Origin of the sequence: Curtobacterium oceanosedimentum (assembly GCF_040545555.1) — a bacterium.
In the GTDB taxonomy this organism is placed as follows: domain Bacteria; phylum Actinomycetota; class Actinomycetes; order Actinomycetales; family Microbacteriaceae; genus Curtobacterium.
This window is the reverse complement of record NZ_JBEPMD010000008.1, coordinates 42,448-68,153: the sequence shown is the minus strand read 5'-3', so window position 1 is coordinate 68,153 and position 25,706 is coordinate 42,448. Positions and strand designations below refer to the sequence as shown.

The window sequence follows — 25,706 nt, the reverse complement described above, 5'->3', positions numbered from 1 at the left end:
GGGGATGTGCGCTGGCTGCTGAGGGTCTTCCCACAGACGTGGTCACGGTAGGATACCGGCCATGGCCAAGGACAAGGACCGCACCAAGCCCGCCCGGAGGACCCGAGCCGACTCGGTCGACACGGCGGGCGACCAGCCCAATCCCGTGTGGTTCAAGCCGGTCATGTTCGGCTTCATGCTCGTCGGGCTCGCCTGGGTGATCGTCTTCTACATCTCGAACACGACCCTGCCGGTGCCGTCGCTCGGCTCCTGGAACATCCTGATCGGCTTCGGGATCATGTTCATCGGCTTCCTCATGACCACGCGCTGGCGCTGACTCGCCGCTCTGCACCTCCGACGCCCGTCGCACCTCCTGGTGCGGCGGGCGTCGTCGTTCGTCCGGCCCCGTCGTCGCAGCCCGCTCTCCACAAGCGCAACAGCGACCGCAGCCGTTCATCCACACTCGAGGGCCGATTCTCCACAGTTGTCCACACTTTCCACACGATCATCCACACCCGCTTCCCCGAGTTGTCCACAGCCTCCTCCACAGTGGGGATAATCACACCCGTGTAACTCACCGAGTTGTCCCCAGTTGTGGAGAACTCAAGGGCAGCTGTGGAGAGCGGTACGCGGAGATGCAGAACGCCCCGCCCCACACTGCGGTGGGACGGGGCGTTCTGACGGTGCTCCGCGGTGCTCAGCCGATCGCGTAGCCGCCGATGCTGAGGTACGCGGCTCCGATGCCGGCCACGAGCAGCACGGCCTCGGCGATGAGCAGACCGATCTGCAGGCCCCGCTGGCGGACGTTCCGGGTCTTGGAGAAGACGAACCCGGTGACGAAGCCGAGGACGATGCCGCCGACGTGCGCCTGCCACGAGATGTTCGTCCCGGGCAGGAACCCGACCACGAGGTTGAGCCCCATGATGACGAGCAGCTGGACGGCGTTGTAGCCGAGGCTCCGCTGGATCACGAAGAACGCCGCGAACAGACCGAAGATCGCGCCCGAGGCGCCGACCACGGGGGTCCCGGGTGTCAGCAGGGAGACCGCGAGGTCACCGCCGAGGCCCGCCAGGAAGTACAGCGCCACGAAGCGCCACGTCCCGAGCAGGTTCTCGAGGATCCGCCCGAAGATGAACACCGCGAGCATGTTGAACCCGATGTGGAAGATCGACGAGTGGACGAAGAGCCCCGTCACGAGTCGCCACGGCTGCGTCCCGACCAGCGGGGTCCAGTAGCTCAGCCACTGGTTGACGACGCCGCCCGACAGCAGGTTCAGCAGCCAGACGACCACCGACACCGCGATGATCACGGTGGTGGCCTTCTGGTCCATCACGGCGAAGCGACGCCGAGCGACGGTCAAGCCGCCCGGCGCCCCGGAGGCACGACGGTTCGCCTGGAACTGCGCACGCTGCTCACGGACGCACTCCGGGCAGTGCACACCGACGGCCGCCGGTGTCTGGCACTCGGTGCAGATCGTCCGCCCGCACCGCTGGCACAGGATGAAGCTCTGCCGGTCCGGGTGCCGGTAACAGTAGTTGTCCCGCCCCGGGGCCTGGTCGGTCACTGGGTTCAGACGTCCTCGACGTCGATGCTCTCGATGACGACGTCGTCGAGCGGCTTGTCACGGCCGTCCGTGGGCACGCCCTCGATCGCGTCGACGACGGCGCGCGACTCGTCGTCGGCGACCTGGCCGAAGATGGTGTGCTTGCCCTGGAGCCACGGGGTGGCCACCGTCGTGATGAAGAACTGCGAGCCGTTCGTGCCGCGCCCGCCCTGGATGCCGGCGTTCGCCATCGCGAAGATGTACGGCTCCTGGAAGGTGAGCTCCGGGTGGATCTCGTCGTCGAAGCGGTAGCCCGGACCACCGATGCCCTGGCCGAGCGGGTCGCCGCCCTGGATCATGAAGTCCTTGATGATGCGGTGGAAGACGACACCGTCGTAGAGCTTGTCGGTCGAGACCTTGCCCGTACCGGGGTGCGTCCACTCCTGCTTGCCGGTCGCGAGGTCGACGAAGTTCTTGACGGTCTTCGGGGCGTGGTTGCCGAACAGGTTGACGCGGATGTCGCCCTTGTTCGTGTGGATCGTTGCGACAGCGGTGTGCAGAGACATGTTCCGATTCTCGCATGTACTCCTGACGGTGGGACGGATCACACAGCCGACGATCCGTGACCTGTCAGGGTGCTCGGTGGCAGGATGGGGTCACGCCGATCCGATGGAGGTACCAGATGACGACGATCGAGATCCCGCGCAAGCGTCGGAAGCAGATCAAGAAGCTCAAGGGCAAGACGGCCTCGCTCCTCGGCGAGCAGCGCAAGGTCCTCGAGCACGCGAACGCGATCCTCGCCGAGGCCCGCTCGCACGCTGCCGACGCAGCCCGCAAGGACATCGCCCCGCGCGTGCAGAACGCGATCGACAACGGGATCCGTCCCGCCGTCGCGACGGGCGTGCACGCAGCGACCTCGGCCGCCCAGAGCGCGTCCCACCGCTTCCAGACCGAGGTCGTCCCCGGCCTCGTCGCGACCGCCGGTTCGGTCATGAGCGTCAAGGACCTCGCGAAGGACCCGCGCGTCAAGAAGATCGTGAAGGACGCCCAGAAGAAGGGCAAGAAGGCCAAGAAGGCTGCGGCCAAGTACACGCCTGGCCAGCAGAAGAAGGGTCTGGGCTTCGGTGGGGTCGCCCTCATCGTGGTCGGTGTGGTCGCCGTCGCCGGTGCCGCGTACGCCGCGTACCAGACGCTCCGCGCCGACGACGACCTGTGGGTCGCCGACGACGCCGACTCGGCGGAGAAGCCCGCCGCCTGACCTCCCCGGTTCGTACGAAGGGCCCCGGCACTGCTCCGGGGCCCTTCGTCGTCCCCGGCGCTGTCCAGCCGTCATGCTCCGATGCCTGCGGACCACCGAGCGGGCGCGTTCGGTCACGCTCGACACGGTCACTCGACCGGAAGAACCCGCTCGGTGGCACGCACACGGCACGTCCTGCCCGCCCACGGCCAGCAGCAGCTTCGAACTGGAGGCACACGCTCAGTCGCCGCGGGGCGTGGTCGCGCAACCTGCCGCGTCGCTCGCCCAGGTGAGACGACATGCCGCGTCGGAACACCCACCGACGGCACGTCGTGCGACCGCAACGAACCGAACGCCCACCGCGCCGGCACCGCTCGCCCGAAGCCAAGCGAAACGAAGCGGCCGCCGCAGCGGCGGAACCTGATGGAAGGCCACCGTTCGGCAACGTCACTGTTCCGTCGGAGGCGACCATCGCGGAGCGGCGCGGCGAAGCCGCTGACGAGCACAACGACCGAGACCGGCGAAGCGAGGAACGAGCGGAGCAGTGTCCGCCCTGAGGGAGTGGAGCCTGGGAGAATCGAACTCCCGACATCCTGCTTGCAAAGCAGGCGCTCTACCAACTGAGCTAAGGCCCCGTGAGGACCAGCATACCGGCCCTCGGAGGGAAGTGGTGGGGCTACAAGGACTTGAACCTTGGACCTCTTCGTTATCAGCGAAGCGCTCTAACCGCCTGAGCTATAGCCCCTCAGACCAGATGAAAGCCTACCGTACCGATCTCGCAGAACGAAATCGAGGGCAGACCGCCGTCCGGCCCGGGTGTGTCAGTTGTTCGTGAAGCCCACGAGCAGGCCGCCCGTGATCCGCACACTGAGGTTGTAGAGGACACTCACGATCGCGCCGAGCACGGTGCCGACGACCACGTTGAGGATGCCCACCACGACGGAGAACCCGAGGACCTGCCCGAGGGAGAACTGGTCCATGATCGAGTAGCTGTTCTGCCCGGTGACGTCCTTGAGCAGGGCGTCGATCTGGGTGAAGACACCGGTCTGGTTCAGGATGACCCACACCAGCGCCGTGGCGACGACGATCACGATCGACCCGGCGAGCGCGATGAGGAAGCTCAGCTTCACCATCGACCAGAAGTCGAGGTACACCAGACGCAGGCGGACCTGCCGGGTACCGGTGGGACGTTTCGCCTTCTTCTGGAGCTTCTCGGCGACACTACTCATTGTTCGACTGGTCCTCTCCGGCCTCGTCCTCGACAGGCTCGGTGTCGGCGGGGTCGGCGGGTTCGGGCGCCGCTTCGTCAGGGCTCACCGTCTCCACCGGGCCCGCAGGCTCGATCTCAGGCTCGGCGTCGTCCTGGTCGTCCAGGTTCCGCTCGCTGTTCCGGGCCACCGCGATGATCCGGTCGTTCTCCGCGAACCTCGCGAAGACCACACCCATCGTGTCGCGACCCTTGGCGGGCACCTCGGACACGGCAGACCTTACCACCTTGCCCGACTGCAGCACGACGAGCACCTCGTCGTCCTCGCCCACGATGAGTGCGCCCACCAGGTCGCCTCGGTCGGTGGCCAGCTTGGCCACCTTGATGCCGAGACCACCACGGCCCTGCACCCGGTACTGGTCGACCGAGGTCCGCTTGGCGTAGCCGCCCTCGGTCATCACCCAGACGTACCCGTCGTCCGACACGACCCGCGCGGCGAGGAGCGAGTCGTCGCCGCGGAAGGACATGCCCTTCACACCGGAGGTCGACCGACCCATCGGACGCAGCGTGTCGTTCGTCGCGGTGAAGCGGAGCGACATGCCGTGCTTCGACACGAGGAGCAGGTCGTCGGTCTCGTCGACGAGCAGCGCCTGGACGAGCTTGTCGCCCTCGCGCAGGTTGATCGCGATGATGCCACCGGTGCGGTTCGTGTCGTACTCGGGGAGCGCGGTCTTCTTCACGAGCCCCTGCTCGGTCGCGAGCACGAGGTACTGCGCGGCCTCGTAGTCGCGGATGTCGAGCACCTGCTGGATCTGCTCGTCCGGCTGCATCGCGAGCAGGTTGGCGACGTGCTGGCCCTTGGCGTCGCGGCTCGCCTCCTGCAGCTCGTACGCCTTGGCGCGGTACACGCGGCCCTGGTCCGTGAGGAACAGCAGCCAGTGGTGGGTCGTGGTGACGAAGAAGTGCTCGACGATGTCGTCCGCCCGGAGCTGCGCACCCTTGACGCCGCGGCCACCACGGTGCTGCGACCGGTAGTTGTCGCTCCGCGTGCGCTTGACGTACCCGCCGCGGGTGATGGTGACGACCATCTCCTCTTCGGGGATGAGGTCCTCGATGGACATGTCGCCGTCGTACCCGAGCATGATCTCGCTGCGACGGTCGTCCCCGAAGCGGTCGACGATCTCGGCGAGCTCGTCACCGATGATCGTGCGCTGCCGGGTCTCCGACGCCAGGATGTCCTGGAAGTCGGCGATCTTCCGCTCGAGTTCCTCGGCCTCGTCGTGGATCTTCTGGCGCTCGAGGGCGGCCAGGCGCCGGAGCTGCAGCTCGAGGATCGCGCGTGCCTGGATCTCGTCGACGGACAGCAGGTCCATCAGACCGGTCCGCGCCTCCTCGACGTCGGGCGAGCGACGGATGAGCGCGATGACCTCGTCGAGGGCGTCGAGCGCGGCGAGGTAGCCGCGCAGGATGTGCGCGCGCTTCTCGGCCTCGCGCAGCCGGTACTGCGTGCGCCGGACGATGACGTCGATCTGGTGGTCGACCCAGGCGGAGATGAAGCCGTCGAGCGACAGCGTGCGCGGCACCCCGTCGACGATGGCGAGCATGTTCGCGCCGAAGTTCTCCTGCAGCTGCGTGTGCTTGTACAGGTTGTTCAGCACGACCTTCGCCACCGCGTCGCGCTTGAGCACGATGACCAGGCGCTGCCCGGTGCGGCCGGAGGTCTCGTCGCGGATGTCGGCGATGCCGGCGAGCTTGCCGTCCTTGACGCCCTCGGCGATCTTGATCGCCAGGTTGTCCGGGTTCACCTGGTACGGCAGCTCGGTGACGACCAGGCACGTGCGGCCCTGGATCTCCTCGACGTTCACGACGGCACGCATCGTGATCGAGCCGCGACCGGTCCGGTAGGCGTCCTGGATGCCCTTGGTGCCGAGGATCTGGGCACCGGTCGGGAAGTCCGGGCCCTTGATCCGCTGCATGAGCGCGCCGAGCAGTTCCTCGCGCGTCGCGTCCGGGTGCGCGAGCGCCCACTGGGCACCCTCGGCGACCTCGCGCAGGTTGTGCGGCGGGATGTTCGTCGCCATGCCGACCGCGATGCCGACCGACCCGTTGACGAGCAGGTTCGGGAAGCGCGCGGGCAGGATCGACGGCTCCTGCGTGCGACCGTCGTAGTTGTCCTGGAAGTCGACGGTGTCCTCGTCGATGTCCCGGACCATCTCCATGGCGAGCGGCGCCATCTTGGTCTCGGTGTACCGCGGGGCGGCCGCACCGTCGTTGCCGGGCGACCCGAAGTTGCCCTGGCCGAGCGCGAGCGGGTAGCGCAGCGACCACGGCTGCACGAGGCGGACGAGCGCGTCGTAGATCGCGCTGTCACCGTGCGGGTGGAACTGGCCCATGACGTCGCCGACGACGCGGGAGCACTTCGAGAACGCCCGGTCCGGCCGGTAGCCACCGTCGAACATCGCGTAGATGACGCGGCGGTGCACCGGCTTCAGGCCGTCACGGACCTCCGGCAGCGCACGTCCGACGATGACGGACATCGCGTAGTCGAGGTACGACCGCTGCATCTCGAGCTGCAGGTCGACCTGCGAGATGCGGTCGCCGGAGACCACGATGTCGCCTACCTCGCCGTGCACGATCTCCGGCTGCTCGTCGGCGCCGTTCTCGTTGTCGTCAGCCATGTGGCTTGGTCACCTTTCTGGTGGCCCTCCGGTCGTCGGCCGGGAGGCACTGGTTCCGTCGGTCGCGCCGGGCGCGACCACAGGGGGTCGGGACTGGTCGACGCGGCTGGCACCGCGCCTCCAGGCCGGTACTAGATGTCGAGGAAGCGGACGTCCTTGGCGTTCTGCTGGATGAACTGGCGACGCGACTCGACGTCCTCGCCCATCAGTGTCGCGAAGACGCTGTCGACCGCGGCGGCGTCCTCGAGCGTGACCTGCAGGAGCGTGCGGGTGTCAGGGTTCATCGTGGTGTCCCAGAGCTCCTTGTAGTCCATCTCGCCGAGACCCTTGTAGCGCTGGATCCCGTTGTCCTTCGGGATGCGCTTGCCGGCGGCGATGCCCGCCTGCATCAGGGCGTCGCGCTCGCGGTCGCTGAACACGTACTCGTGCGCGGCGTTCGACCACTTCAGGCGGTACAGCGGCGGCTGCGCGAGGTACACGTAGCCGCGCTCGATGAGCGGACGCATGTAGCGGAAGAGCAGCGTGAGCAGCAGCGTCGTGATGTGCTGGCCGTCGACGTCGGCATCGGCCATCAGCACGATCTTGTGGTACCGGGCCTTGTCCGGGTCGAAGTCCTCGCCGATGCCGGCGCCGAACGCCGTGATCATCGACTGGATCTCCTGGTTGGCCAGGGCGCGGTCGAGGCGGGCCTTCTCGACGTTCAGGATCTTGCCGCGCAGCGGCAGGATCGCCTGCGTCATCGGGTTGCGGCCCTGCACGGCGGAACCGCCGGCGGAGTCACCCTCGACCATGAAGATCTCCGACAGCGTCGGGTCCTTCGACTGGCAGTCCTTGAGCTTGCCGGGCATGCCGCCCGACTCGAGCAGGCCCTTGCGACGGGTGGTCTCGCGCGCCTTGCGGGCCGCGAGCCGCGCCTGCGACGCCTGGATCGCCTTGCGGACGACGTCGCGCGCCTGGGCCGGGTTGCTCTCGAACCAGTGGGTGAGCTCGGTGCCGACGACGCGCTGCACGAACGACTTGGCCTCGGTGTTGCCGAGCTTGGTCTTCGTCTGTCCCTCGAACTGCGGCTCGCCGAGCTTCACGGAGATGACGGCGGTCAGCCCTTCGCGGATGTCGTCACCCGTGAGGTTGTCGTCCTTCTCCTTGATGATCTTGGTCTCTCGGGCGTACCGGTTGACCAGGCTCGTCAGGGCAGCGCGGAAGCCCTCTTCGTGGGTGCCGCCCTCGTGCGTGTTGATCGTGTTCGCGAAGGTGTGGACGCTCTCCTGGTACGAGGTGTTCCACTGCATGGCGATCTCGAGCGCGATCTTGCGCTCGGTGTCCTCGGCCTCGATCGCGATGACGTCGGGGTGGACCAGGTCCGCCTTCTTCTGCGCGTTGAGGTACTCGACGTAGTCGGGCAGCCCGCGCTCGTAGCGGAAGGAGTCCTTCCGCGACTCCTCGCCCTCGTCCGGGGTGCGCTCGTCGGTGAGGTTGATGCGGAGACCCTTGTTGAGGAAGGCCATCTGCTGGAAGCGCGTGCGCAGCGTCTCGTAGTCGAACTCGACGGTCTCGAAGATGTCGGCGTTCGGCCAGAACGTGATCGTGGTGCCGGTGGTGTCGGTCTCCTCGTCCTTCGAGACGGGGGCGACCGGGACGCCGTCGGTGTAGCTCTGGCGCCAGACGTGACCCTGGCGACGGACCTCGACGTCGAGCTCGGAGCTCAGGGCGTTCACGACGGAGGAGCCGACGCCGTGCAGGCCGCCGGAGACCGCGTACCCGCCGCCGCCGAACTTGCCGCCGGCGTGCAGGACGGTGAGGACGACCTGGAGCGTCGAGACCCCCTCGGCCGCATGGGTGTCGACCGGGATGCCACGGCCGTTGTCGACCACGCGGACACCGCCGTCCTCGCGGATCGTCACGTCGATCGTGTCGCAGTAGCCGGCCAGCGCCTCGTCGACGGAGTTGTCCACGATCTCCTGCACCAGGTGGTGGAGACCGCGCGGACCCGTCGAGCCGATGTACATGCCCGGGCGCTTGCGGACCGCCTCGAGCCCCTCCAGCACCTGAATCTGGTCTGCGCCGTACGATGGTTCCGTCGGTGGAGCCTGCTCGGTCTCGTCCTGCGGGATCGTCCGGTCGTCGTCAGATTCTGATGCCATGTCGGGATTGCTCCTGCCTGCGCGCGGAACGCCCGCACACTGCACTCGCCAGTCTACCGCAGGAGCCCCTCTCCACGGGGCTCATCCGCCCGCTGGACGGGTGTTCTTCATCCCCGAGGACGATTTCGTCGGGTCAACCGTAGGTGTCGCGGGGACCACGCCCCTGGACCGTCCTGGGACCGCGTTTCCAGGTGGGGGCGTCCGGCCCGGAAACCCGGATCGACTGCACGCCCGCTCCGGGGTGGCGCTCGGCGATCGTCGTGGTGACGGTCGCACGCATCAGCCGGAGCTGCGTCGCCCAGGCCGTCGAGTCGCAGCGGATGACGAGCGTGCCGTCGTCGATGGTCATCGGGCGGGAGTGCTTGGCGAGTTCGTCGCCCACCACCGCGGGCCAGTCCACGAAGAGCTCCGAGCGGGCGAGCGGCTCCGACCACCCGAGCTCCTGGGCCAGGGCACCGACGACGTCCCCGAGCCCACGGGGTTCGCGCCCCTTGCCGTACGGCACGGTGTCGGCGTCGAGTTCGCGGGAACGGCGGCGTCGGGCGTCGACGGTGCGGAGGGACGGGTCACCGAGGACGGCGCGGAGGTGGCGGTAGACCCGCGCCGGCTCGGAGGGCTTCCAGGGCTTCGGCATCAGGCGTGCGCCTCGTCGGTCACGATCGTGCCCGCCTCGATCCGGACGGTGTGGGCGGCGAGCTGGTCGGGCACGTCCCCGAACACCGCGGCGGTGATGAGCACCTGCTCGTAGTCGGCGACCGCGCCCGCGAGCCGTTCACGCCGTGACTCGTCGAGTTCGGCGAACACGTCGTCGAGGATGATGATCGGGTCGCCCAGGGTCGACTCTGCGCGGAGCACCGCGGCGCCGGCGAGCTTGATCGCGAGTGCGAACGACCAGGACTCGCCGTGACTGGCGTAGCCGCGGGCAGGTAACCCGTTCAGCTGGAAGAGCACGTCGTCGCGATGAGGTCCGACGAGGGTCAGTCCGCGGTCGAGTTCGTCCTTCCGCCGCCGCTCGAGCGCGCCCCGGAAGGCATCGGCCGCGGCGGCCACGGACACCGGCTCGTCCGGCGTCCCGAGCACCGGGTCGGTGGCCGCTGCGTCCTCGGGGTCCCCGCCCCGCACGCTGAGCACACCCGAGATCGTCGCCTCGTGCCGTTCGCCGGCGACCGTGGCGTAGGCCTCGGTGACGAACGGCGCGAGCCGTCGTGTCAGGTGGTCACGGGCCGCGATGATCTCGGCACCGAACGCGACGAGCCGGTCGTCCCAGACGTCGAGCGTCGCGAGCGACCCGGACCGGGCACCGGTCGACCGCGCCGTCTTCAGGAGCGTGTTGCGCTGCCGGAGCGTCCGGTCGTAGTCGGCGAGGACCCCCTGCATCCGCGGGGCGATCTGGCCGAGGAGCTCGTCGAGCATCCGCCGCCGGCCGGAGGGCTCCCCGCGGACGAGCGCCAGGTCCTCGGGGGCGAAGAGGACGCTCGTGCAGTAGCGCGGCAGTTCGCGGGGCTTGATCGCGGCGCGGTTGACCTGCGCTCGGTTCGACCCGGTGCGGTTGATCTGCACCTCGGCCAGGATGCTGCGGTCCTCGTGGGCCAGTCGAGCGCGCACGATCGCTGCGTCGCAGCCCTGGCGGACGAGGGCCGCATCGGTCGGGACCCGGTGGGAGCCGAGGGTGGACAGGTAGCCGATGGCCTCGACCAGGTTGGTCTTGCCCTGTCCGTTCCGTCCGACGAACAGGTTCGGCCCGCGTGCGAGGTCGACGTCCGCCTCCCGGTAGTTCCGGAAGTCGGTGAGTTGCAAGTGGTCGACGTGCACGCGGGCCGAGACGAGCTCAGGTGGTTACCTGAACTACGCCTTCTTGACGGCGTGGCCGCCGAACTGGTTGCGGAGCGCCGCGACGGCCTTCATCGTCGGGGACGCGCTGCCCTGACGCGAGACGAAGCGCGCGAAGATCGACGCGGAGATGGTCGGCATCGGCACGGCGTGCTCGATGGCCTCCTCCACGGTCCAGCGGCCCTCGCCGGAGTCCTCGACGTAGCCCTCGATCGCGTCGAGCTTCGGGTCCTCGTTCAGTGCGAGCACCATCAGGTCGAGCAGCCAGGAGCGCACGACCGTGCCGCGCTGCCACCCGGCGAAGACCGCGGGGACGTCCTTGATGATGTCCTTGGCCTCGAGGAGCTCGTAGCCCTCGCCGTACGCCTGCATGATCGCGTACTCGATGCCGTTGTGGACCATCTTGGCGTAGTGACCGGCGCCGACGGGGCCGGCGTGCGAGAAGCCCTCCTCGCGGGGGCCCTCGGGGCGGAGCGCGTCGAAGACCGGCATCGCGAACTCGACGTCCTCGGGAGCGCCGCCGACCATCAGGCCGTAGCCGTTGTCCTTGCCCCAGACACCACCGGACACACCGGCGTCCATGTAGCGGATGCCCTTCGCGCCGAGCTGCTCGGCGTGGATCGTGTCGTCCAGCCACTTCGAGTTGCCGCCGTCGATGACGAGGTCACCCTCGGACAGGACGCCGGCGAGGTCGGTGATCACGTCGTCGGTGATCTTGCCGTGCGGGACCATGACCCACACGAGCTTCTTGCCCTCGGGCAGTGCGGCGGCGAGGGCGCCGAGGTCGGCGACGTCGGAGACGGCGGGGTTCGCGTCGTACCCGGTGACCTCGATGCCTGCGTTGCGGAGACGGGCACGCATGTTGTTGCCCATGCGACCGAGGCCGACAAGACCGATGTGCATGATTTCCTCTTCTGTTCGTCGTCGCGCTGGTGGCCAGTGGCGCGTCAGCGCAGTGGTACGGCTGTTGCGCTATCGCAGCAGGAGATTGGGCTGCAGCAGGTACCGGTATCCGTCCGTCGCCGGGGCCTCTTGCGAGGTCTGGCCGGTGATGAGCACCGGGCCCGGCTTGTTGGGGTTCTCCGTCTTGGTGAAGGAGATGCGGACGAACTCGGAGTGCACCGCGTTCAACCCGTCCAGGAGGAAGGCGGGCTTCAGCGAGACCACCGTTTCCTCCCCGGTCAGCAACGCACTGATCGACTCTGACGCCTGCGCTTGTTCGGATCCGATCGCCTCGAGCGTGAGCCCGTCGACCGAGAAGGAGAACCGGAGCGCCGCTTCGCGCTCCAGGACGAGGGACACCCGTCGGACGGCCTCGACGAGCTCGGCGGTGTTGATCACCGCGTGGTCGTTCACCGTCTCGGGGAAGAGCCGGCGGACCGGGGGGTAGTTGCCCTTGATGAGCAGCGAGGTCACGGTCTTGTCGTCGGCGTGGAACGCGATGAGCTCACGGTCCGACGATCCGCTGATCGAGACCGACACCGTGGACGCCGACCCGAACGTGCGGCCGACCTCCTGCAGGGTGCGGGCGGGGACGAGCGCGTGCAGCGGGTCGGAGCCGACGCGTCCGGAGTCCCACGCGATCGTGCGGACCGCGACGCGGTAGCGGTCGGTGGCGATGAGCGACAGGTCGTTGTCGCCGACCTCGAGCTGGACACCCGTGATGACCGGCGTGACGTCGTCGCGACTGGCGGCGACGGCGACCTGGGACACGGCCTCGGAGAAGGCGTCACCGGGGACGACCCCGGTCTGCTCGCCGATCTCCGGCAGCGTCGGGTACTCCTCGACCGGCATGGACAGCAGCGTGAAGTGTGCCGATCCGCAGGTGACCGAGATCTTCGTGTCCTCGGTGGTGAAGGTCACCGGGGCGTTCGGCAGTCGGCTCGAGATGTCGTTCAGCAGTCGGCCGGAGACGAGCACGGTGCCCGGTTCGTCGATCTGCGCCGTGATCGACGTCTGGGCCGAGACCTCGTAGTCGAAGGACGACAGCGTGAGCCGATCGCCCTCGGCGTGGATGAGGACTCCGGACAGGATCGGGAGGGTCGTGCGCTGTGGGAGGAGCTTCACCGCGAAGGAGACGGCTTCGGAAAAGACGTCCCGGTTGACCTCGAACTTCACAGCTGGGACCCCTGTCGATCGGTTGGACTGTCCGGCCGCCCCATTGTGGCACAGCGGAGCAGGGCCCGGATTTCTTGTCATCCCGCCGTCCACAAGGTTGGCCCGCGGAACTTCATCGTTAACCAGGATCAATGGTGTTAACGCCTGTGCACAGTGTGGATAACTCTGTGCATCCCGCTTCTCCACAGGGAACTACACACGTGTGAGTTGTGAGTCGCGTGTTGGCAGCGTCTGGATGAACAAATCTCATCTATCCGCTTCCATCCCCAGTCTCCACAGGTGAGGTCAGAACTGTGAACAACCGGACCGCGTGTCCTCCACAGTTATCCACAGGCTTTCCACACTGGGGGAAACTCGGCCCATGGAACCGTCTCAGATGGTGGATACGCGCCGAGGCGGGCCGATCCGCGGGTGGTGGTGCGGGCCTCCCGGCTGACGACGGAACGACGGACGGGAGGCACGGTGCCGTGTCGCACCGTGCCTCCCGTCCGTCAGCCGGTCGCGTCCGCGTCAGCTGCTCGCGCCCGCGTCAGCGGTAGCGGCGGTCCTGCTTGATGCGGCTCGTCAGCTCGGTGACCTGGTTGTAGATCGACCGACGCTCCTTCATCAGCTCGGTGATCTTCTTGTTCGCGTACATGACGGTGGTGTGGTCCCGGTTGCCGAACAGCTGCCCGATCTTCGGCAGCGACAGGCTCGTCATCTCACGGCACAGGTACATCGCGATCTGTCGGGCGGTGGCGATCGCCTGGGACCGGGACGATCCGTAGAGGTCGTCGACCGAGAGCTTGAAGTACTCCGCGGTGTGGTTGATGATGTCCGTCGGCGCGATCACGTTGTCGTCGTCGAGGGTGATCAGGTCCTTCAGGACGGTCTGCACCAGGGCCATGTCGACGGCCGTCCGGTTCAGGCTCGCGAACGCCGTCACGCGGATGAGCGTGCCCTCGAGCTCCCGGATGTTGCTCGACACCTTCGACGCCATGAACTCCAGGATGTCGTCGGGCACCTGCAGGTGGTCGGACTGCGCCTTCTTGCGCAGGATCGCGATGCGCGTCTCGAGGTCCGGTGCCTGCACGTCGGTGATCAGACCCCACTCGAACCGCGAGCGCATCCGGTCCTCGAAGCCGGTCAGGTGCTTCGGCGCGACGTCCGACGTGATGACGACCTGCTTGTTGTGGTCGTGCAGCGTGTTGAACGTGTGGAAGAAGGCCTCCTGCGTGGAGTCCTTCCCCTGCAGGAACTGGATGTCGTCGATCAGCAGGATGTCGATGTCGCGGTAGCGCTGCTGGAACTGGTTCGAGCGGTTGTTCGCGATCGAGTTGATGAAGTCGTTCGTGAACTCCTCGCTCGACACGTACCGCACGCGGATGCCCGGGTACAGGCTCTCGGCGTAGTGGCCGATCGCGTGCAGCAGGTGCGTCTTGCCGAGGCCGGAGTCGCCGTAGATGAAGAGCGGGTTGTAGGCCTTGGCCGGTGCCTCGGCGACCGCGACCGCGGCGGCGTGGGCGAAGCGGTTCGACGAGCCGATGACGAAGTTGTCGAAGTTGTACTTCGGGTTGAGGCGTGACTCGGGGCGTCCGCCGGTGCCCGGGGAGTCGATCTGGCTCGGGACGAACGGCGCCTCGATGTACTGCCGCGGCGCCGCGCTCTGCTCCACCGGCGCCTGCACGGGCTCGGCGTACTCGGGGACGTGGCTCGCGACGACGGGGTCGACGCGCGGCTCGGACGCCATGTCCGGGTTCACCGTGATGGCGAAGTTCGCGACCGAGTCGTCACCGACCCGCGAGACGGCCTCGGTGATGGGGACCCGGATCCGCTGCTCGAGCATGCCGCGCGTCAGGTCGTTCGGGACCTCGAGGTAGAGCGTGCCGGCGAGCACGCCCTTCGGCTCGACCAGGTTGAGGAAGCCGTGCAGCTGCGGGGTGATGCGGTCGTCCTCGGAGAGGAGGCCCAGGACGGAGGACCAGAGGTCCTCGACGGGGTCGGCCGGCATCGTCATTCGCGCTGGTCTCCTGGTCTGGTGTCGGTGTGCTGGTGTCGGACGTCGGCGGTGGTCCGCCGCTCCCGTGTCGTCCCCGTCGCGTCGAGCCCGTCCGGTCGTCGCGGGAGGCGGCGTGGCTCGGGCCCGCTCGGTCGGAGGTGCTCCACGAGCGTGTCCGGCGCGGCCGATCCACGGGGCCGGACCGCTGTCGCTCCGTGGCGGTGATCCACAGGGTTGTCCACAGTCCTGTCCACGGCGACCCGGCTGCGGACGTCGAGGTGACTCCCCCGTCGCTCCGCGGAACGGGCCGATCGATCACCCCACTGTAAAGGGTCCGGCCGAGTCGTACCGAACGCACGTTTTCCCCAATGTGGATGATGATCGTGCGTGTGCCCCGTGCCCGCCCGGGTCGCGGCGCCGTTTGACCTCACCGCCGCCGTCACGTACCGTTAACCAGTTGACTGCGGCCATTCGGTCGCGCCCGTCGTGTCGTTCGGTTCCGTCGAGCGGCTGTCCAGACATACGTGTCGGCTCGCGCTGAGCCCGTCCTCGAGCGCAGCCGTGTGGAGATCATCATGAGCAAGCGCACCTTCCAGCCGAACAACCGCCGTCGCGCCAAGAAGCACGGCTTCCGCGCCCGCATGCGCACCCGTGCCGGCCGCGCCATCCTCGCCGCGCGCCGCAGCAAGGGCCGCACCGAGCTCAGCGCCTGATCGGGCTCCGCCCCCCGGGGCAGCGCCTGATCCGGTCCCGAATCGGAACCCGGTAGCGATCGTGTTGGCCCGCGCCAACCGCATCGTCCGTGGTGACGACTACCGGTCCGTCGTGCGTCGTGGTCGCAGGAGCGCCACGGCGCACGTCGTCGTATCCGTGGTCCGTCGACCCGTCGGGGCCGAACCCGGTCCGGACGGTCCGACGCGGTTCGGGTTCATCGTCGCGAAGACGGTCGGCAACGCCGTCACCCGCAACACGGTCCGACGACGGTTCAAGGCGATCGCCCACGAACTGCTGACCGAGGTGCCGACCGGCCACGACGTGGTCATCAGGGCCTTGCCAGCCGCGGCGCAGGCCGGATGGCCTACCCTTCTCGAAGACGTCTCGCGCTCCTTCGCGCGCGGGGTGGAGAAGGCAGCATGAACCGCATCCAGTGGACCCGGCTGGCGTTGAACCGACTGGCCTGGGTCGTCGCGTTGCTCCCGCGCAACGTGTGCGTCGTCGTGCTGCGCGCCTACCGCGCGGTCATCTCTCCCCTGTACGGGAACGTCTGCCGCTACCACCCGTCGTGCTCACGGTACGCGCTCGAGGCCATCCAGCAGTACGGCGTCGTGCGCGGGTCGGCGATGGGGGCCTGGCGGATCGCGCGGTGCAACCCGTGGGCCGCAGGCGGGATCGACGACGTGCGCGAGCGTGATCGTCCCTACCGCCTGACCCGGTTCGGGTTCGTGCTCCCCCCGTCCCAGCTGCACCCCCAGCCGTCCGGCGATGCCCGTCGTCCGGTCCTGCTCCCCCAGCGCACTCGAAAGGCGTGACCGTCCTCATGGGTTTCATCGGAACGATCCTCTGGCCACTGAAGTGGGTGGTCTCGGCGATCCTCGTGGCCTTCCACTGGATCTTCGAGTCCATCGGCATGGACCCGTCGGCCGGCATCACCTGGGTGCTGTCGATCATCTTCCTGACCTTCGTGGTCCGGGCCGCGCTCATCCCGATCTTCGTCCGGCAGATCAAGTCGCAGCGACGCATGCTCGAGGTGGCGCCGCAGCTGAAGAAGATCCAGGACAAGTACAAGGGCAAGAAGGACCAGTTCTCGCGTGAGGCCATGAGCCGCGAGACCATGGCGCTGTACAAGGAGACCGGGACGAACCCGCTGAGCTCCTGCCTGCCGCTGCTCATCCAGATGCCGATCTTCTTCTCGCTGTACTCGGTGCTGCACGAGGCGCAGATCAACAAGACGGGCATCGGCCTGCTCACGAACACCCTGGCGCAGGACTTCGGCAACGCCGCCCTGTTCGGCGCTCCCCTGCACGAGACCTTCACCAACGCCTCCGGGTGGGAGGTCCGGGTCATCGCGGGCTTCATGATCGTCGTGATGACCGCGTCGCAGTTCGTCACCCAGCTGCAGCTCGTGGCGAAGAACATGTCGCCGGAGACCAAGGCGTCGCCGATGTACCGCCAGCAGAAGATGATGCTGTACATCCTCCCGCTGGTCTTCGTGATCTCCGGTCTGAGCTTCCCCCTCGGCGTCATGTTCTACTGGCTCGCCTCGAACATCTGGACGATGGCGCAGCAGTACTTCGTGATCCGCAGCATGCCGACCCCGGGTTCCGAGGCAGCGCTCGCCCGCGAGGCCCGTCTCGCCAAGAAGGCCCAGCGCCGTGGCACCCCGGTGCTCGCTGAGGCCGGTGCCGGTTCGGCCGCGGTCGAGGTCGAGCCCGTCCGGGTGACGACGCAGCGTCAGCAGCCCGTCGGCAAGAACCGCTCCAAGAAGAACGGGAAGAAGTAAGTGACCGAGCAGGACACCGCCCCCACCGTCGACGCCCCCGTGGAGTCGGACGACACCCGCGACGAAGCGGACATCGCAGCGGACTACATCGAGGAACTCCTCGACATCTGTGACCTCGACGGCGACATCGAGATCGAGGAGCGTGCGGGTCGGGTCTACCTCTCCGTGACGGACGAGAACGGCGCGCTGCGCGTGCTCTCGAAGCCGGACACCGTGTCGGCCCTGCAGGAGCTCACCCGCATCGCCGTCCAGGCGGAGACGGGCGAGTTCAGCCGTCTCATCCTGGACATCGGCGGCTCGCGCGATGCTCGTGCCACCGAGCTCCAGCGCCTCGTCGACACGGCTGTCGAGCGCATCGAGGCGGGTTCGTCGACCGCGGCGCTGCCCCCGATGTCGTCGTACGAGCGCAAGCTCGTGCACGACCTGGTCGCGGAGAAGGGCTTCCACTCGGAGTCCGAGGGCGAGGGACGAGACCGCCACACGGTCGTCACGCGATGACGGACGAGGCCACGCCGGTCCTGGAGCAGGAGCCGGCGGCGGCTGCGCTGCTGTTCGGCGACCGCATCGAGCTCGCACGGTCCTTCACCGCGGAGCTCGCTCGTCGCGGTGAGGAGCTGGGCCTGATCGGTCCGCTCGAACTTCCCCGGCTCTGGACTCGACACATCCTCAACTCCGCACTGCTGGGTCCCCTCCTGGAGGCTGACGGTCGCGTCGCGGACGTCGGTTCCGGCGCCGGGCTGCCCGGGCTGGTGCTGGCCATCGCCCGCTCGGACGTCTCATTCACGCTCATCGAGCCGATGGAGCGCCGCTGCGACTGGCTGAACGCCGAGTCCGAGCGACTCGGTCTCGAGAACGTCACCGTCCTGCGTGGGCGGGCCGAGGACGTCGCGGATGCGGTCGTGGTCGACCAGGTCACTGCACGTGCGGTGAGCGCGCTGTCGAAGCTGATCCCCCTCACGGTGCCGCTCGTGCGCTCGGGCGGACAGCTCATCCTGATGAAGGGTGCGCGGGTCGACGAGGAGATCGAGAAGGCTCGGAAGGTCATCCTGCGCAAGCGGCTGACCGACGTCGAGGTGCTCGAGCTCGGGGACGGTGTGGTCGAGGAGACCACGCGAGTCTTCCGGGCTACAGTTGACTAACGCCGCGGCTGGGTCCGGCTCCGCCGGACATCGAACGCCCGACGTTCCACGTGGAACACTGACCCGGGGAAGAGGTCTTCGTTGAGTTCATCGACCGACTACGACGCGTCGACGCCCCTGGCTCGTGAGATCGCGGATCTCAACCGGCGCCGCCGGGCGATCGCCACGCAACAGTTCCCGCTCCCCCGGAAGACCCGCGTCTTCACGGTGTCGAACCAGAAGGGTGGCGTCGGGAAGACGACCACCACGGTGAACCTCGCTGCAGCACTGGCCCACGGCGGTGCTCGGGTGCTGGTGATCGACCTCGATCCGCAGGGCAACGCGTCGACGGCGCTCGGCGTGGAACACCAGGCGGAGGTGACGAGCGTCTACGACGTGATCGTCGACGAAGCGCCGATCGCAGACGCCGTGCAGCGCTCCCCCGAGTCCGAGACGCTCTGGTGCGTGCCGGCCACCATCCACCTCGCCGGCGCGGAGATCGAGCTCGTGTCGCTGGTCGCTCGAGAACAGCGGCTCCGGACGGCACTCGACGAGTACCTGTCGTCGCTCGACGAGCCCTACCACTACGTCTTCATCGACTGCCCGCCCTCGCTCGGACTCCTGACGATCAACGCCTTCGTCGCTGCGCAGGAGGTGCTGATCCCGATCCAGACCGAGTACTACGCGCTCGAGGGTCTCAGCCAGCTGCTGCGGAACATCGAGCTGATCGAGCGGCACCTCAACCCGAACCTCCGGGTCTCGACGATCCTGCTGACGATGTTCGACGGACGCACGAACCTGTCGAACCAGGTTGCGGCCGACGTCCGCGAGCACTTCGGTGACCAGGTGCTCAAGGCCGTGATCCCTCGGTCGGTGCGGGTCAGCGAAGCACCGAGTTACGGACAGAGCGTCGTGTCGTACGACGTCAACTCGTCCGGGTCGCTCTCCTACCTGGAGGCGGCCGCCGAGATCGCAGCACGAGGAGCGCAGGACTGATGGCACCCAAGCGAACCGGACTCGGACGAGGCATCGGCGCCCTGATCCCCACGGCCTCGGACCAGCAGGACCGCCCGGTCGACGTCTTCTTCCCGACCGGCGGTTCGCCGGCGTCCGCGCCTTCGGCAGGCACGACCGCCGAAGACCTCGTCGCGGTCCCCGGGGCGCGTCTGGCGAACCTCAACCCGCTCGATGTCGTGCCGAACGCGCAGCAGCCACGCAAGGAGTTCCGCGAGGAGGAACTCCAGGAGCTCGTCCACTCGATCCGCGAGATCGGCGTGCTGCAGCCGATCGTCGTGCGTCCGATCGCCGGCGCCACGGGGACCGAGCCGCAGTACGAGCTCATCATGGGTGAGCGCCGGTTGCGTGCGACGAAGGAGCTCGGGCTCGCCACCATCCCCGCCATCGTCAAGGAGACCCCTGACGACGCGATGTTGCGGGACGCGCTGCTCGAGAACCTGCACCGCGCTCAGTTGAACCCGCTCGAGGAGGCATCGGCGTACCAGCAGCTCCTCGCCGACTTCGGGATCACGCAGGAGCAGCTCGCGCAGCGCATCGGTCGATCCCGGCCGCAGATCACCAACACGATCCGGTTGCTCCGGCTCCCCTCCCCCGTCCAGCGCCGTGTTGCGGCAGGGGTGCTCTCAGCGGGTCACGCGCGCGCGATCCTTGCGGCACCCGATGCTGAGGCGATGGAGTACCTCGCCGAGAAGATCGTCAACGAGGACCTGTCCGTTCGCGCCGCCGAAGCCATCGCCCAGCAGCTTGCGGCGAAGACCCCGGTGAAGCCGAACACGGAGCCCTCGAAGCGTCAGGCGCACTTCAACGACCTCGCCGAGCGCATCGGCGACCGGTTGAACACCCGTGTGAAGATCGCCGTCGGTGCTCGGAAGAGCTCGGTGACAATCGACTTCGCCAACGGTGACGATCTGAACCGCATCCTCGCCGAGCTGGGGATCAGCGACGTCGCTGACTGAGCCCGGGGATCCACTGAGTGGACGGCGCTGCCGCACGCGCCACGGACTCCAGCCTGGCCTTCATTGCGGCAGGCACCGCCGCTGCTGCCCCTGTGCGCCTCGCTGAGCGACCTGGGGCGCCCGGGTCACACCTGGCCAGCGCCACGGCCTCCAAGGCGCGCAGAGCGGCACAGGACGCCCTGAGGAGCGGCAGCTGGACCGCGCGTGCCGGATGGCTGCACGTCGTTGTCGGTGTTCCACGTGGAACATCGATGGCCATGGCCACGGCCACGGCCACGGCCGCCGTCGCTGTCCGCGCGGAGCCGGCCGGAGTCGTCGTCCGCGGCGATGTCCGGTACAGCGGGGTGGCTAGCTCTCCATCGCGTTCACCACCCGGGCGGGACGCGTGCGACCCATCCTCACTCAGTCGCCACGAAGACCCCGCGCTGGATCTGCATCGTCACTCCCCCGCGGATCCCTGCGCGCGCCGTGGTCACTCCGGCCGAGGTTGAACGGGTGAGCACGAGCGCATCGATCGCGATCTCGAGAGCGCAGCGAACCGGCGGTGCGTGGCCACCGTCGCCAGGATGGGCGGCAAGGCACACAGCCATGCAGGCCTGTGCTCTGCCTCCCCCCCACGTGCCGTCGCACGGCGGTGTCCTGAGCCACCGATCGCGGTGTCCGGCGGCGACCGACGAGGCGTCGAGCGGTCTGGCGTTGCATCGCGCAGCCGATGGTTGCTGGCCCTCGTCGGCGGGCTGCGAGAGCCTACGGCTCAGCGATCGGAGCCCGGTGCACGGTTTCACGTGAAACAGCTCGTGCCCGGCGAAGCTTCCAGAGGCCGACCACGGCAAAGATCGGCTTGACGAGCGTCATCTCACCGAAACGGTAGTCATCGGCAGGGACGAGCCGTTCGGCCAACGCGGGGTCTTGACGCCGGAGGTACTCCCGCGCCTTGGCAGCGTGCAGGCCGTTTGAGCAGATCGCTATCAGGCTCGGACCACGAAGGAGTTCTCGGGCGTTGGCGACGTTCTCCCACGTCGAAGTGCTCGTTCGATCGAGCAGGATCGGACCGCGCCAGCCGTCAACGCGGATGGCTTCCGCCAGGAGGTCTGCCTCAGGGTGGACCCCGCGAACAGGCCCGCCACAGCAGATGATGGTGACGGCTGCTCCGGCAGCTGCGAGCCGCTGTGCAGTCCGGTGCGCGATCCTTGCGCGCCACCGGTTCACCACATTCGGACCAGTCCCCCGATTCCCGAAGCCCAGAACGATGACGCTGCACCTGCCGGATGTGCGCGCTGCACCGTGGACGACGCCGGCGGCTCGGGCGGCCGCGAGCGCAGTCCGGGCACGATGAGCGGCACGGGCGTGCACTGCTTCACCGAACGCGAGCGCGACGAGCGTCACGGCTCCGGCGGCTGCAACGCAGAAGGGCAGTGTTCCACGTGGAACACTGCCCTTCTGCACCACGATCAGGCGTGGTGGTCGCGAATGGCCTGCTCGGCGAGTTCTGCGTACGTCCAACCGAGGTCGAACCCCGAAGCGCTGAGAGCCTGCGGCACCAGGGAGGTCTCCGTGAGGCCCGGGAGCACGTTGGCCTCGAGGAACCACGGGGTGCCGGCGCTATCAACGATGAGGTCGACACGGGAGACGTGTCGCAGGCCGAGGGCGGTGTGCGCCGCGACCGCAGCATCGGCTGCAGCTCGCCCGAAGTCATCCGAGAGGCGTGCCGGGGTGAAGAAGGTCGTCTCCCCCGCGTTGTAGCGGGCCTCGAAACCGTAGGTACCGCTCTTCGGGACGATCTCGACCGCCGACAGGGCGACCGGACCGTCTCCTGTGTCGATGATCCCGACGGCGACCTCGGTCCCACGGATGAGCTGTTCGACGACGACGTCGTCGCAGTAGGTGTACGCCGTCACCATCGCGCGGGGTAGGTCGTGCGGGTCCTCGACCAACGTGACGCCCTGCGCGCTGCCACCACGGGCGGGCTTCACTGCGAGGGGCACGGGGTGTTCCGCCGCGATGGCGTCGAGGACGCCGACCGCCCCGAGCTCCCGGAAGACGTCGTGCGACAGCGTGACCGAGCGCGGGGTTCGCACGCCTGCACGCGCGACCAGCGCGGACGAGGTGGGCTTGTCCCACGCGAGCCGAGCCGACGTCGAACGCGAGCCGACGAACGGGATGTCGAGTGCCTCCAGGATGCCCCGCAGGGCCCCGTCCTCACCCGAGGCGCCGTGCAGCGCCGGCCACACGACGTCGGGGCGCGACGCACGCAGAGCGGGCAGCAGCCCGGCGTCGGCGTCGCGGAGGTCGACCTGCCAGCCGTATCCCGTCAGTGAATCGGCGACGCGTCGACCCGAGCGGAGAGAGACGTCGCGCTCGTGCGAGATCCCTCCCGCGACGACGACGACGTGACGACGGGTGAGCTCGGCCATGCGAGGGTCCTCCGAGGGGAACTGGCGGTGAAAGGGCTGGTCAGGAGACGTTGGGCGGCGGCGCGACGACCGTGGACCGCGACTCGCTGACCGCACTGGGGCGGGTTGCGTGACCGAAGGTCTCGATCAGTTCCAGCTCGTCGTTGATGACGGTCGCCAGACGCTTCACGCCCACGCGGATCTGGTCCGGCGTCGGGTAACAGAACGACAGGCGGATGTTGCCGCCCCCGCGACCGTCGGCGTAGAAGGCGGTACCCGGCGTGTACGCGACGAGCTCCTTCACGGCCCGCGGCAGCATGCCCTTCGAGTCAAGCGACTCCGGCAGTGTGAGCCAGACGAAGAACCCGCCGTTCGGCTTCGTCCACGTCAGGTCGGGCAGGAACTCCCCCAGAGCAGCCATCATCGCGTCCCTGCGCTCCGCGTAGAGCCCCCGGAAGGTGTCGACCTGCCCCTTCCAGTCTGCGGCGTCCAGGTAGGCGTTCACGACGTACTGACCGAACGAGTTCGGTGCCAGGACGGCCGACTCGTTGGCGAGCACGAGCTTCTCGCGGATGGCGTGCGGTGCGAGGGCCCATCCGACGCGGAAGCCGGGGGCCAGGGTCTTGGAGAAGGAGCCGAGGTAGACGACGCCCTCGTCGTCGATCGAGCGGATCGCCTGCGGTGCGGGCTCGTCGAACCAGAGCAGCCCGTACGGGTTGTCCTCGAGCACGAGGATGCCGTTCGAACGGCAGATGTCGAGGACCTCGATGCGGCGCTCACGGCTCATCGTGACACCCGCCGGGTTGTGGAAGTTCGGGATCGTGTAGAGGAACTTGATCCGCTTGCCCTGCGTCCGCAGGTTCGCGATCGCCTCGCGCAGCGCCTCGGGGACGAGCCCGTGCTCGTCGGTCGTCACGTGGACGGTCTCCGCCTGGTACGAGCGGAAGACGCCGATGGCGCCGACGTACGAGGGCGACTCGGCGAGGACGACGTCACCCGGGTCGATGAACAACCGCGTGACGAGGTCGAGCGCGTGCTGCGAGCCGGTGGTGACGACGACGTCCTCGGCACTGGCGCGGATGCCCTCGAGGCTCATCACGTCGACGATGTGCTCGCGGAGGGACCGCAGGCCCTGTCCGCCGCCGTACTGCAGGGCCATGGCGGCGTCCTCGGTCATCACGCGGTCGATCGACCCGGTGACGAGTTCGCGCGGCAGCGCGGAGACGTACGGCATGCCGCCGGCGAGCGAGACCACCTCGGGTCGCGATGCGACGGCGAACAGGGCTCGGACCTCGGAAGCGCTCAGCCCGGCGGTCCGCTGGGCGTAGGAGTCGTACCAGGGGTCGAGGCTGTTGCCGTTCGTCATCGTGTGCTCCGTTCAGTGGGACATTCCCGCCACACTACGACATCGCTCCCCGCATCCGCGGTGGGAGACGAGGGCCGATCCTGAAGCTGTGGCCCGCTCACGCCCAGCTGGCACTCCCCCGTCGCTCCCCCGGAACGACGACGGCCCCGCTCTCCGGGGAGAGCAGGGCCGTCGTGTGCTTCGCGGTGCCTACGCCAGGAACTCGGCGAGGTCGGCCTCGAGTGCGGGCTTCGGCTTCGCGCCGATGACGGTCTTCACGACCTCGCCGCCCTTGAACACCTTCATCGCCGGGATGGACGTGATCTGGTAGTTCATGGCCGACTGCGGGTTGTCGTCGACGTTGAGCTTGACGATCTCGATCTTGTCGGCGTGCTCCGCGGCGATCTGGTCGAGGATCGGGGAGACGGCGCGGCACGGGCCGCACCACTCGGCCCAGAAGTCGACGAGGATGGTCTTGTCGGACTTGAGGACCTCGTCCGAGAAGGTGGCGTCGGTGACGGCCTTTGCGTTGGACATGTGTGCTCCTTCGAGAAGTTCAGTTGGTGCAACGGCTGGGCCGCCGCGGTATTCCGGTCCGGGTCAGGCCCGCGCGGCCTCGACGTCGATGATCGCCGGGCCCTCGGGCGTGACGCCCTCGGCCTGGTCGACAAGCGCGTCGTCGAGGTCGGCGAGGTACTTCTCCGCGTCGAGTGCCGCGACCGTGCCCGAACCGGCTGCCGTGATCGCCTGGCGGTAGGTCGGGTCGATGACGTCACCGGCGGCGAAGACACCCGGTAGGTTGGTCCGCGACGAGCGACCCTGGACCGCGATGGTGCCCTCGGGTGCGAGGTCGATCTGGCCGTGGATCAGGTGCGTGCGCGGGTCGTTGCCGATGGCGATGAACAGTCCGTCGAGCTCGAGCGAGGATTCCTCACCGGTGACCGTGTCGCGGAGCGTGACGCCCTCGACCGCGGAGTCACCCGTGATGCCGGTGACCTCCTTGTTCCACGCGAACTCGATCTTCGGGTCGTTCATCGCGCGGTCCTGCATGATCTTCGATGCGCGCAGGGAGTCCTTGCGGTGGATGACCGTCACCTTGTCGGCGAAGCGGGTGAGGAACGTCGCCTCCTCCATCGCGGAGTCACCGCCGCCGACGACCGCGATGTTCTTCTGTCGGAAGAAGAAGCCGTCGCAGGTCGCGCACCAGCTCACGCCGTGGCCGGACAGGCGCTCCTCGTCGGCGAGGCCGAGGTGGCGGTACGCCGAACCGGTCGCGTAGATGACCGCGAGGGCCTCGTACGTCTCGCCGGAGCCGACGGTGACCTTCTTGACCTCGCCGGTCAGGTCGACCGAGACCGCGTCGTCGTACAGGACCTCGGCGCCGAACTTCTCGGCCTGCTCCTGCATCTTGATCATGAGGTCCGGGCCCTGGATCCCCTCGGGGAAGCCGGGGAAGTTCTCGACCTCGGTGGTCTTGGTGAGCTCGCCGCCGGTCTCGACGCTGGACGCGACGATCAGGGGCTTGAGCTCCGCGCGCGCGGCGTAGATGCCGGCGGTGAACCCGGCGGGACCGGAACCGATGATGATGAGCTGGCGCATGCCTCGCTGCCCTTCCGTTGAGTGCTGACCGGGTCAACACATGGTACCGGCGGGACATTCCGGCCCA

Annotated in this window: 25 protein-coding genes and 2 tRNA genes; 10 read left to right on the top strand and 17 right to left on the bottom strand. The window is 68.2% G+C overall.

The genetic code is table 11. From position 1 onward, the window contains the following. Nucleotides 1-61: 61 nt before the first annotated feature. Nucleotides 62-316 (top strand): cell division protein CrgA, encoded by a 255-nt coding sequence (locus tag ABIC52_RS10360; RefSeq protein WP_111228127.1) that lies wholly within the window; start codon nucleotides 62-64, stop codon nucleotides 314-316. 360 nt (nucleotides 317-676) lie between these two features. Here the strand turns inward: ABIC52_RS10360 and ABIC52_RS10355 are convergent, their stop codons facing one another. Next, on the bottom strand, nucleotides 677-1,543 hold the full coding sequence (locus ABIC52_RS10355; protein ID WP_354027268.1) for a rhomboid family intramembrane serine protease: 867 nt from the start codon (nucleotides 1,541-1,543) through the stop codon (nucleotides 677-679). Nucleotides 1,544-1,548: 5 nt separating this feature from the next. Then, nucleotides 1,549-2,088: a peptidylprolyl isomerase gene (locus ABIC52_RS10350; protein WP_126889981.1), complete on the bottom strand. Its 540-nt coding sequence runs from the start codon at nucleotides 2,086-2,088 to the stop codon at nucleotides 1,549-1,551. Nucleotides 2,089-2,204: 116 nt separating this feature from the next. Between ABIC52_RS10350 and ABIC52_RS10345 the strand changes: the two genes are divergently transcribed. Then, nucleotides 2,205-2,780 carry a hypothetical protein gene (locus ABIC52_RS10345; protein WP_126889980.1) on the top strand — a complete coding sequence of 192 codons (576 nt, stop codon included), beginning with the start codon at nucleotides 2,205-2,207 and terminating at the stop codon, nucleotides 2,778-2,780. 541 nt (nucleotides 2,781-3,321) lie between these two features. Here the strand turns inward: ABIC52_RS10345 and ABIC52_RS10340 are convergent. From ABIC52_RS10340 to dnaA, 10 genes are all read right to left on the bottom strand, one after another. After that, nucleotides 3,322-3,394, bottom strand: a tRNA-Ala gene (locus tag ABIC52_RS10340). Nucleotides 3,395-3,427: 33 nt separating this feature from the next. Further along, nucleotides 3,428-3,504, bottom strand: a tRNA-Ile gene (locus ABIC52_RS10335). 76 nt (nucleotides 3,505-3,580) lie between these two features. Further along, complete coding sequence (locus ABIC52_RS10330) at nucleotides 3,581-3,988, bottom strand: DUF3566 domain-containing protein (protein ID WP_126889979.1); 408 nt, start codon at nucleotides 3,986-3,988, stop codon at nucleotides 3,581-3,583. Next, complete coding sequence (gyrA, locus tag ABIC52_RS10325; protein ID WP_250366431.1) at nucleotides 3,981-6,644, bottom strand: DNA gyrase subunit A; 2,664 nt, start codon at nucleotides 6,642-6,644, stop codon at nucleotides 3,981-3,983. The genes ABIC52_RS10330 and gyrA overlap by 8 nt, the downstream gene beginning before the upstream one ends. Before the next feature lie 131 nt (nucleotides 6,645-6,775). After that, nucleotides 6,776-8,785 carry a DNA topoisomerase (ATP-hydrolyzing) subunit B gene (gene gyrB / locus ABIC52_RS10320; RefSeq protein ID WP_354027267.1) on the bottom strand — a complete coding sequence of 670 codons (2,010 nt, stop codon included), beginning with the start codon at nucleotides 8,783-8,785 and terminating at the stop codon, nucleotides 6,776-6,778. Nucleotides 8,786-8,918: 133 nt separating this feature from the next. Continuing rightward, nucleotides 8,919-9,419 (bottom strand): DciA family protein, encoded by a 501-nt coding sequence (locus ABIC52_RS10315; RefSeq protein ID WP_209675847.1) that lies wholly within the window; start codon nucleotides 9,417-9,419, stop codon nucleotides 8,919-8,921. Beyond that, nucleotides 9,419-10,597 carry a DNA replication/repair protein RecF gene (gene recF / locus ABIC52_RS10310; RefSeq protein ID WP_354027266.1) on the bottom strand — a complete coding sequence of 393 codons (1,179 nt, stop codon included), beginning with the start codon at nucleotides 10,595-10,597 and terminating at the stop codon, nucleotides 9,419-9,421. Before recF ends, ABIC52_RS10315 begins: the two co-directional genes overlap by 1 nt. A gap of 33 nt (nucleotides 10,598-10,630) precedes the next feature. Next, complete coding sequence (gnd, locus tag ABIC52_RS10305; protein WP_126889975.1) at nucleotides 10,631-11,518, bottom strand: phosphogluconate dehydrogenase (NAD(+)-dependent, decarboxylating); 888 nt, start codon at nucleotides 11,516-11,518, stop codon at nucleotides 10,631-10,633. Nucleotides 11,519-11,587: 69 nt separating this feature from the next. Then, nucleotides 11,588-12,733 carry a DNA polymerase III subunit beta gene (gene dnaN, locus ABIC52_RS10300; RefSeq protein ID WP_126889974.1) on the bottom strand — a complete coding sequence of 382 codons (1,146 nt, stop codon included), beginning with the start codon at nucleotides 12,731-12,733 and terminating at the stop codon, nucleotides 11,588-11,590. 529 nt (nucleotides 12,734-13,262) lie between these two features. After that, nucleotides 13,263-14,729, bottom strand: coding sequence for a chromosomal replication initiator protein DnaA (gene dnaA / locus ABIC52_RS10295; RefSeq protein ID WP_058728337.1), 1,467 nt, complete (start codon nucleotides 14,727-14,729; stop codon nucleotides 13,263-13,265). 557 nt (nucleotides 14,730-15,286) lie between these two features. On the opposite strand from dnaA, the gene rpmH reads away from it, so the two are divergent. The 8 genes from rpmH to ABIC52_RS10255 all read left to right on the top strand — a co-directional run bounded on the left by rpmH (nucleotide 15,287) and on the right by ABIC52_RS10255 (nucleotide 20,302). Next, entirely contained in the window at nucleotides 15,287-15,424 is a 138-nt protein-coding gene (gene rpmH, locus ABIC52_RS10290) for a 50S ribosomal protein L34 (RefSeq protein WP_019181680.1), read from the top strand. A gap of 61 nt (nucleotides 15,425-15,485) precedes the next feature. Next, on the top strand, nucleotides 15,486-15,848 hold the full coding sequence (rnpA, locus tag ABIC52_RS10285; protein WP_126889973.1) for a ribonuclease P protein component: 363 nt from the start codon (nucleotides 15,486-15,488) through the stop codon (nucleotides 15,846-15,848). After that, entirely contained in the window at nucleotides 15,845-16,240 is a 396-nt protein-coding gene (gene yidD, locus ABIC52_RS10280) for a membrane protein insertion efficiency factor YidD (protein WP_126889972.1), read from the top strand. Before rnpA ends, yidD begins: the two co-directional genes overlap by 4 nt. Nucleotides 16,241-16,248: 8 nt before the next feature. Continuing rightward, nucleotides 16,249-17,211, top strand: a complete 963-nt coding sequence (gene yidC / locus ABIC52_RS10275) for a membrane protein insertase YidC (RefSeq protein WP_126889971.1) — start codon at nucleotides 16,249-16,251, stop codon at nucleotides 17,209-17,211. Beyond that, the gene (locus tag ABIC52_RS10270; protein WP_126889970.1) at nucleotides 17,212-17,709 is read left to right on the top strand and encodes a Jag family protein; all 498 of its coding nucleotides are present in this window, start codon (nucleotides 17,212-17,214) and stop codon (nucleotides 17,707-17,709) included. After that, nucleotides 17,706-18,350, top strand: a complete 645-nt coding sequence (gene rsmG, locus ABIC52_RS10265; protein ID WP_354027265.1) for a 16S rRNA (guanine(527)-N(7))-methyltransferase RsmG — start codon at nucleotides 17,706-17,708, stop codon at nucleotides 18,348-18,350. The genes ABIC52_RS10270 and rsmG overlap by 4 nt, the downstream gene beginning before the upstream one ends. Nucleotides 18,351-18,431: 81 nt before the next feature. After that, on the top strand, nucleotides 18,432-19,325 hold the full coding sequence (locus tag ABIC52_RS10260; protein ID WP_354027264.1) for a ParA family protein: 894 nt from the start codon (nucleotides 18,432-18,434) through the stop codon (nucleotides 19,323-19,325). Then, nucleotides 19,325-20,302 (top strand): ParB/RepB/Spo0J family partition protein, encoded by a 978-nt coding sequence (locus ABIC52_RS10255; RefSeq protein WP_354027263.1) that lies wholly within the window; start codon nucleotides 19,325-19,327, stop codon nucleotides 20,300-20,302. Before ABIC52_RS10260 ends, ABIC52_RS10255 begins: the two co-directional genes overlap by 1 nt. 747 nt (nucleotides 20,303-21,049) lie before the next feature. On the opposite strand, the gene ABIC52_RS10250 is transcribed toward ABIC52_RS10255, so the two are convergent. From ABIC52_RS10250 to trxB, 5 genes are all read right to left on the bottom strand, one after another. Next, a complete protein-coding gene (locus tag ABIC52_RS10250; RefSeq protein ID WP_354027262.1) occupies nucleotides 21,050-21,688 on the bottom strand; it encodes a YdcF family protein in 639 nt (212 codons plus the stop codon). Nucleotides 21,689-21,753: 65 nt separating this feature from the next. Continuing rightward, nucleotides 21,754-22,716 carry a D-alanine--D-alanine ligase family protein gene (locus ABIC52_RS10245; RefSeq protein ID WP_126889965.1) on the bottom strand — a complete coding sequence of 321 codons (963 nt, stop codon included), beginning with the start codon at nucleotides 22,714-22,716 and terminating at the stop codon, nucleotides 21,754-21,756. 40 nt (nucleotides 22,717-22,756) lie between these two features. Then, on the bottom strand, nucleotides 22,757-24,061 hold the full coding sequence (locus tag ABIC52_RS10240) for an aminotransferase-like domain-containing protein (protein ID WP_209675829.1): 1,305 nt from the start codon (nucleotides 24,059-24,061) through the stop codon (nucleotides 22,757-22,759). A gap of 189 nt (nucleotides 24,062-24,250) precedes the next feature. Next, a complete protein-coding gene (trxA, locus tag ABIC52_RS10235) occupies nucleotides 24,251-24,577 on the bottom strand; it encodes a thioredoxin (RefSeq protein WP_022832611.1) in 327 nt (108 codons plus the stop codon). A 63-nt stretch (nucleotides 24,578-24,640) separates the two neighbouring features. Continuing rightward, entirely contained in the window at nucleotides 24,641-25,639 is a 999-nt protein-coding gene (gene trxB / locus ABIC52_RS10230; protein WP_209675828.1) for a thioredoxin-disulfide reductase, read from the bottom strand. Between the last annotated feature and the right edge of the window lie 67 nt (nucleotides 25,640-25,706).

What these genes read in the sequence shown, in the direction of transcription:
- gyrA (WP_250366431.1), bottom strand. Translation starts at nt 6,644, where the DNA reads ATGGCTGACGACAACGAGAACGGCGCCGACGAGCAGCCGGAGATCGTG.
- yidC (WP_126889971.1), top strand. Translation starts at nt 16,249, where the DNA reads ATGGGTTTCATCGGAACGATCCTCTGGCCACTGAAGTGGGTGGTCTCG.
- trxA (WP_022832611.1), bottom strand. Translation starts at nt 24,577, where the DNA reads ATGTCCAACGCAAAGGCCGTCACCGACGCCACCTTCTCGGACGAGGTC.
- ABIC52_RS10360 (WP_111228127.1), top strand. Translation starts at nt 62, where the DNA reads ATGGCCAAGGACAAGGACCGCACCAAGCCCGCCCGGAGGACCCGAGCC.
- gnd (WP_126889975.1), bottom strand. Translation starts at nt 11,518, where the DNA reads ATGCACATCGGTCTTGTCGGCCTCGGTCGCATGGGCAACAACATGCGT.
- rsmG (WP_354027265.1), top strand. Translation starts at nt 17,706, where the DNA reads ATGACGGACGAGGCCACGCCGGTCCTGGAGCAGGAGCCGGCGGCGGCT.
- gyrB (WP_354027267.1), bottom strand. Translation starts at nt 8,785, where the DNA reads ATGGCATCAGAATCTGACGACGACCGGACGATCCCGCAGGACGAGACC.
- ABIC52_RS10240 (WP_209675829.1), bottom strand. Translation starts at nt 24,061, where the DNA reads ATGACGAACGGCAACAGCCTCGACCCCTGGTACGACTCCTACGCCCAG.
- ABIC52_RS10255 (WP_354027263.1), top strand. Translation starts at nt 19,325, where the DNA reads ATGGCACCCAAGCGAACCGGACTCGGACGAGGCATCGGCGCCCTGATC.
- dnaA (WP_058728337.1), bottom strand. Translation starts at nt 14,729, where the DNA reads ATGACGATGCCGGCCGACCCCGTCGAGGACCTCTGGTCCTCCGTCCTG.
- ABIC52_RS10350 (WP_126889981.1), bottom strand. Translation starts at nt 2,088, where the DNA reads ATGTCTCTGCACACCGCTGTCGCAACGATCCACACGAACAAGGGCGAC.
- rpmH (WP_019181680.1), top strand. Translation starts at nt 15,287, where the DNA reads ATGAGCAAGCGCACCTTCCAGCCGAACAACCGCCGTCGCGCCAAGAAG.
- ABIC52_RS10315 (WP_209675847.1), bottom strand. Translation starts at nt 9,419, where the DNA reads ATGCCGAAGCCCTGGAAGCCCTCCGAGCCGGCGCGGGTCTACCGCCAC.
- yidD (WP_126889972.1), top strand. Translation starts at nt 15,845, where the DNA reads ATGAACCGCATCCAGTGGACCCGGCTGGCGTTGAACCGACTGGCCTGG.
- ABIC52_RS10330 (WP_126889979.1), bottom strand. Translation starts at nt 3,988, where the DNA reads ATGAGTAGTGTCGCCGAGAAGCTCCAGAAGAAGGCGAAACGTCCCACC.
- ABIC52_RS10345 (WP_126889980.1), top strand. Translation starts at nt 2,205, where the DNA reads ATGACGACGATCGAGATCCCGCGCAAGCGTCGGAAGCAGATCAAGAAG.
- trxB (WP_209675828.1), bottom strand. Translation starts at nt 25,639, where the DNA reads ATGCGCCAGCTCATCATCATCGGTTCCGGTCCCGCCGGGTTCACCGCC.
- ABIC52_RS10245 (WP_126889965.1), bottom strand. Translation starts at nt 22,716, where the DNA reads ATGGCCGAGCTCACCCGTCGTCACGTCGTCGTCGTCGCGGGAGGGATC.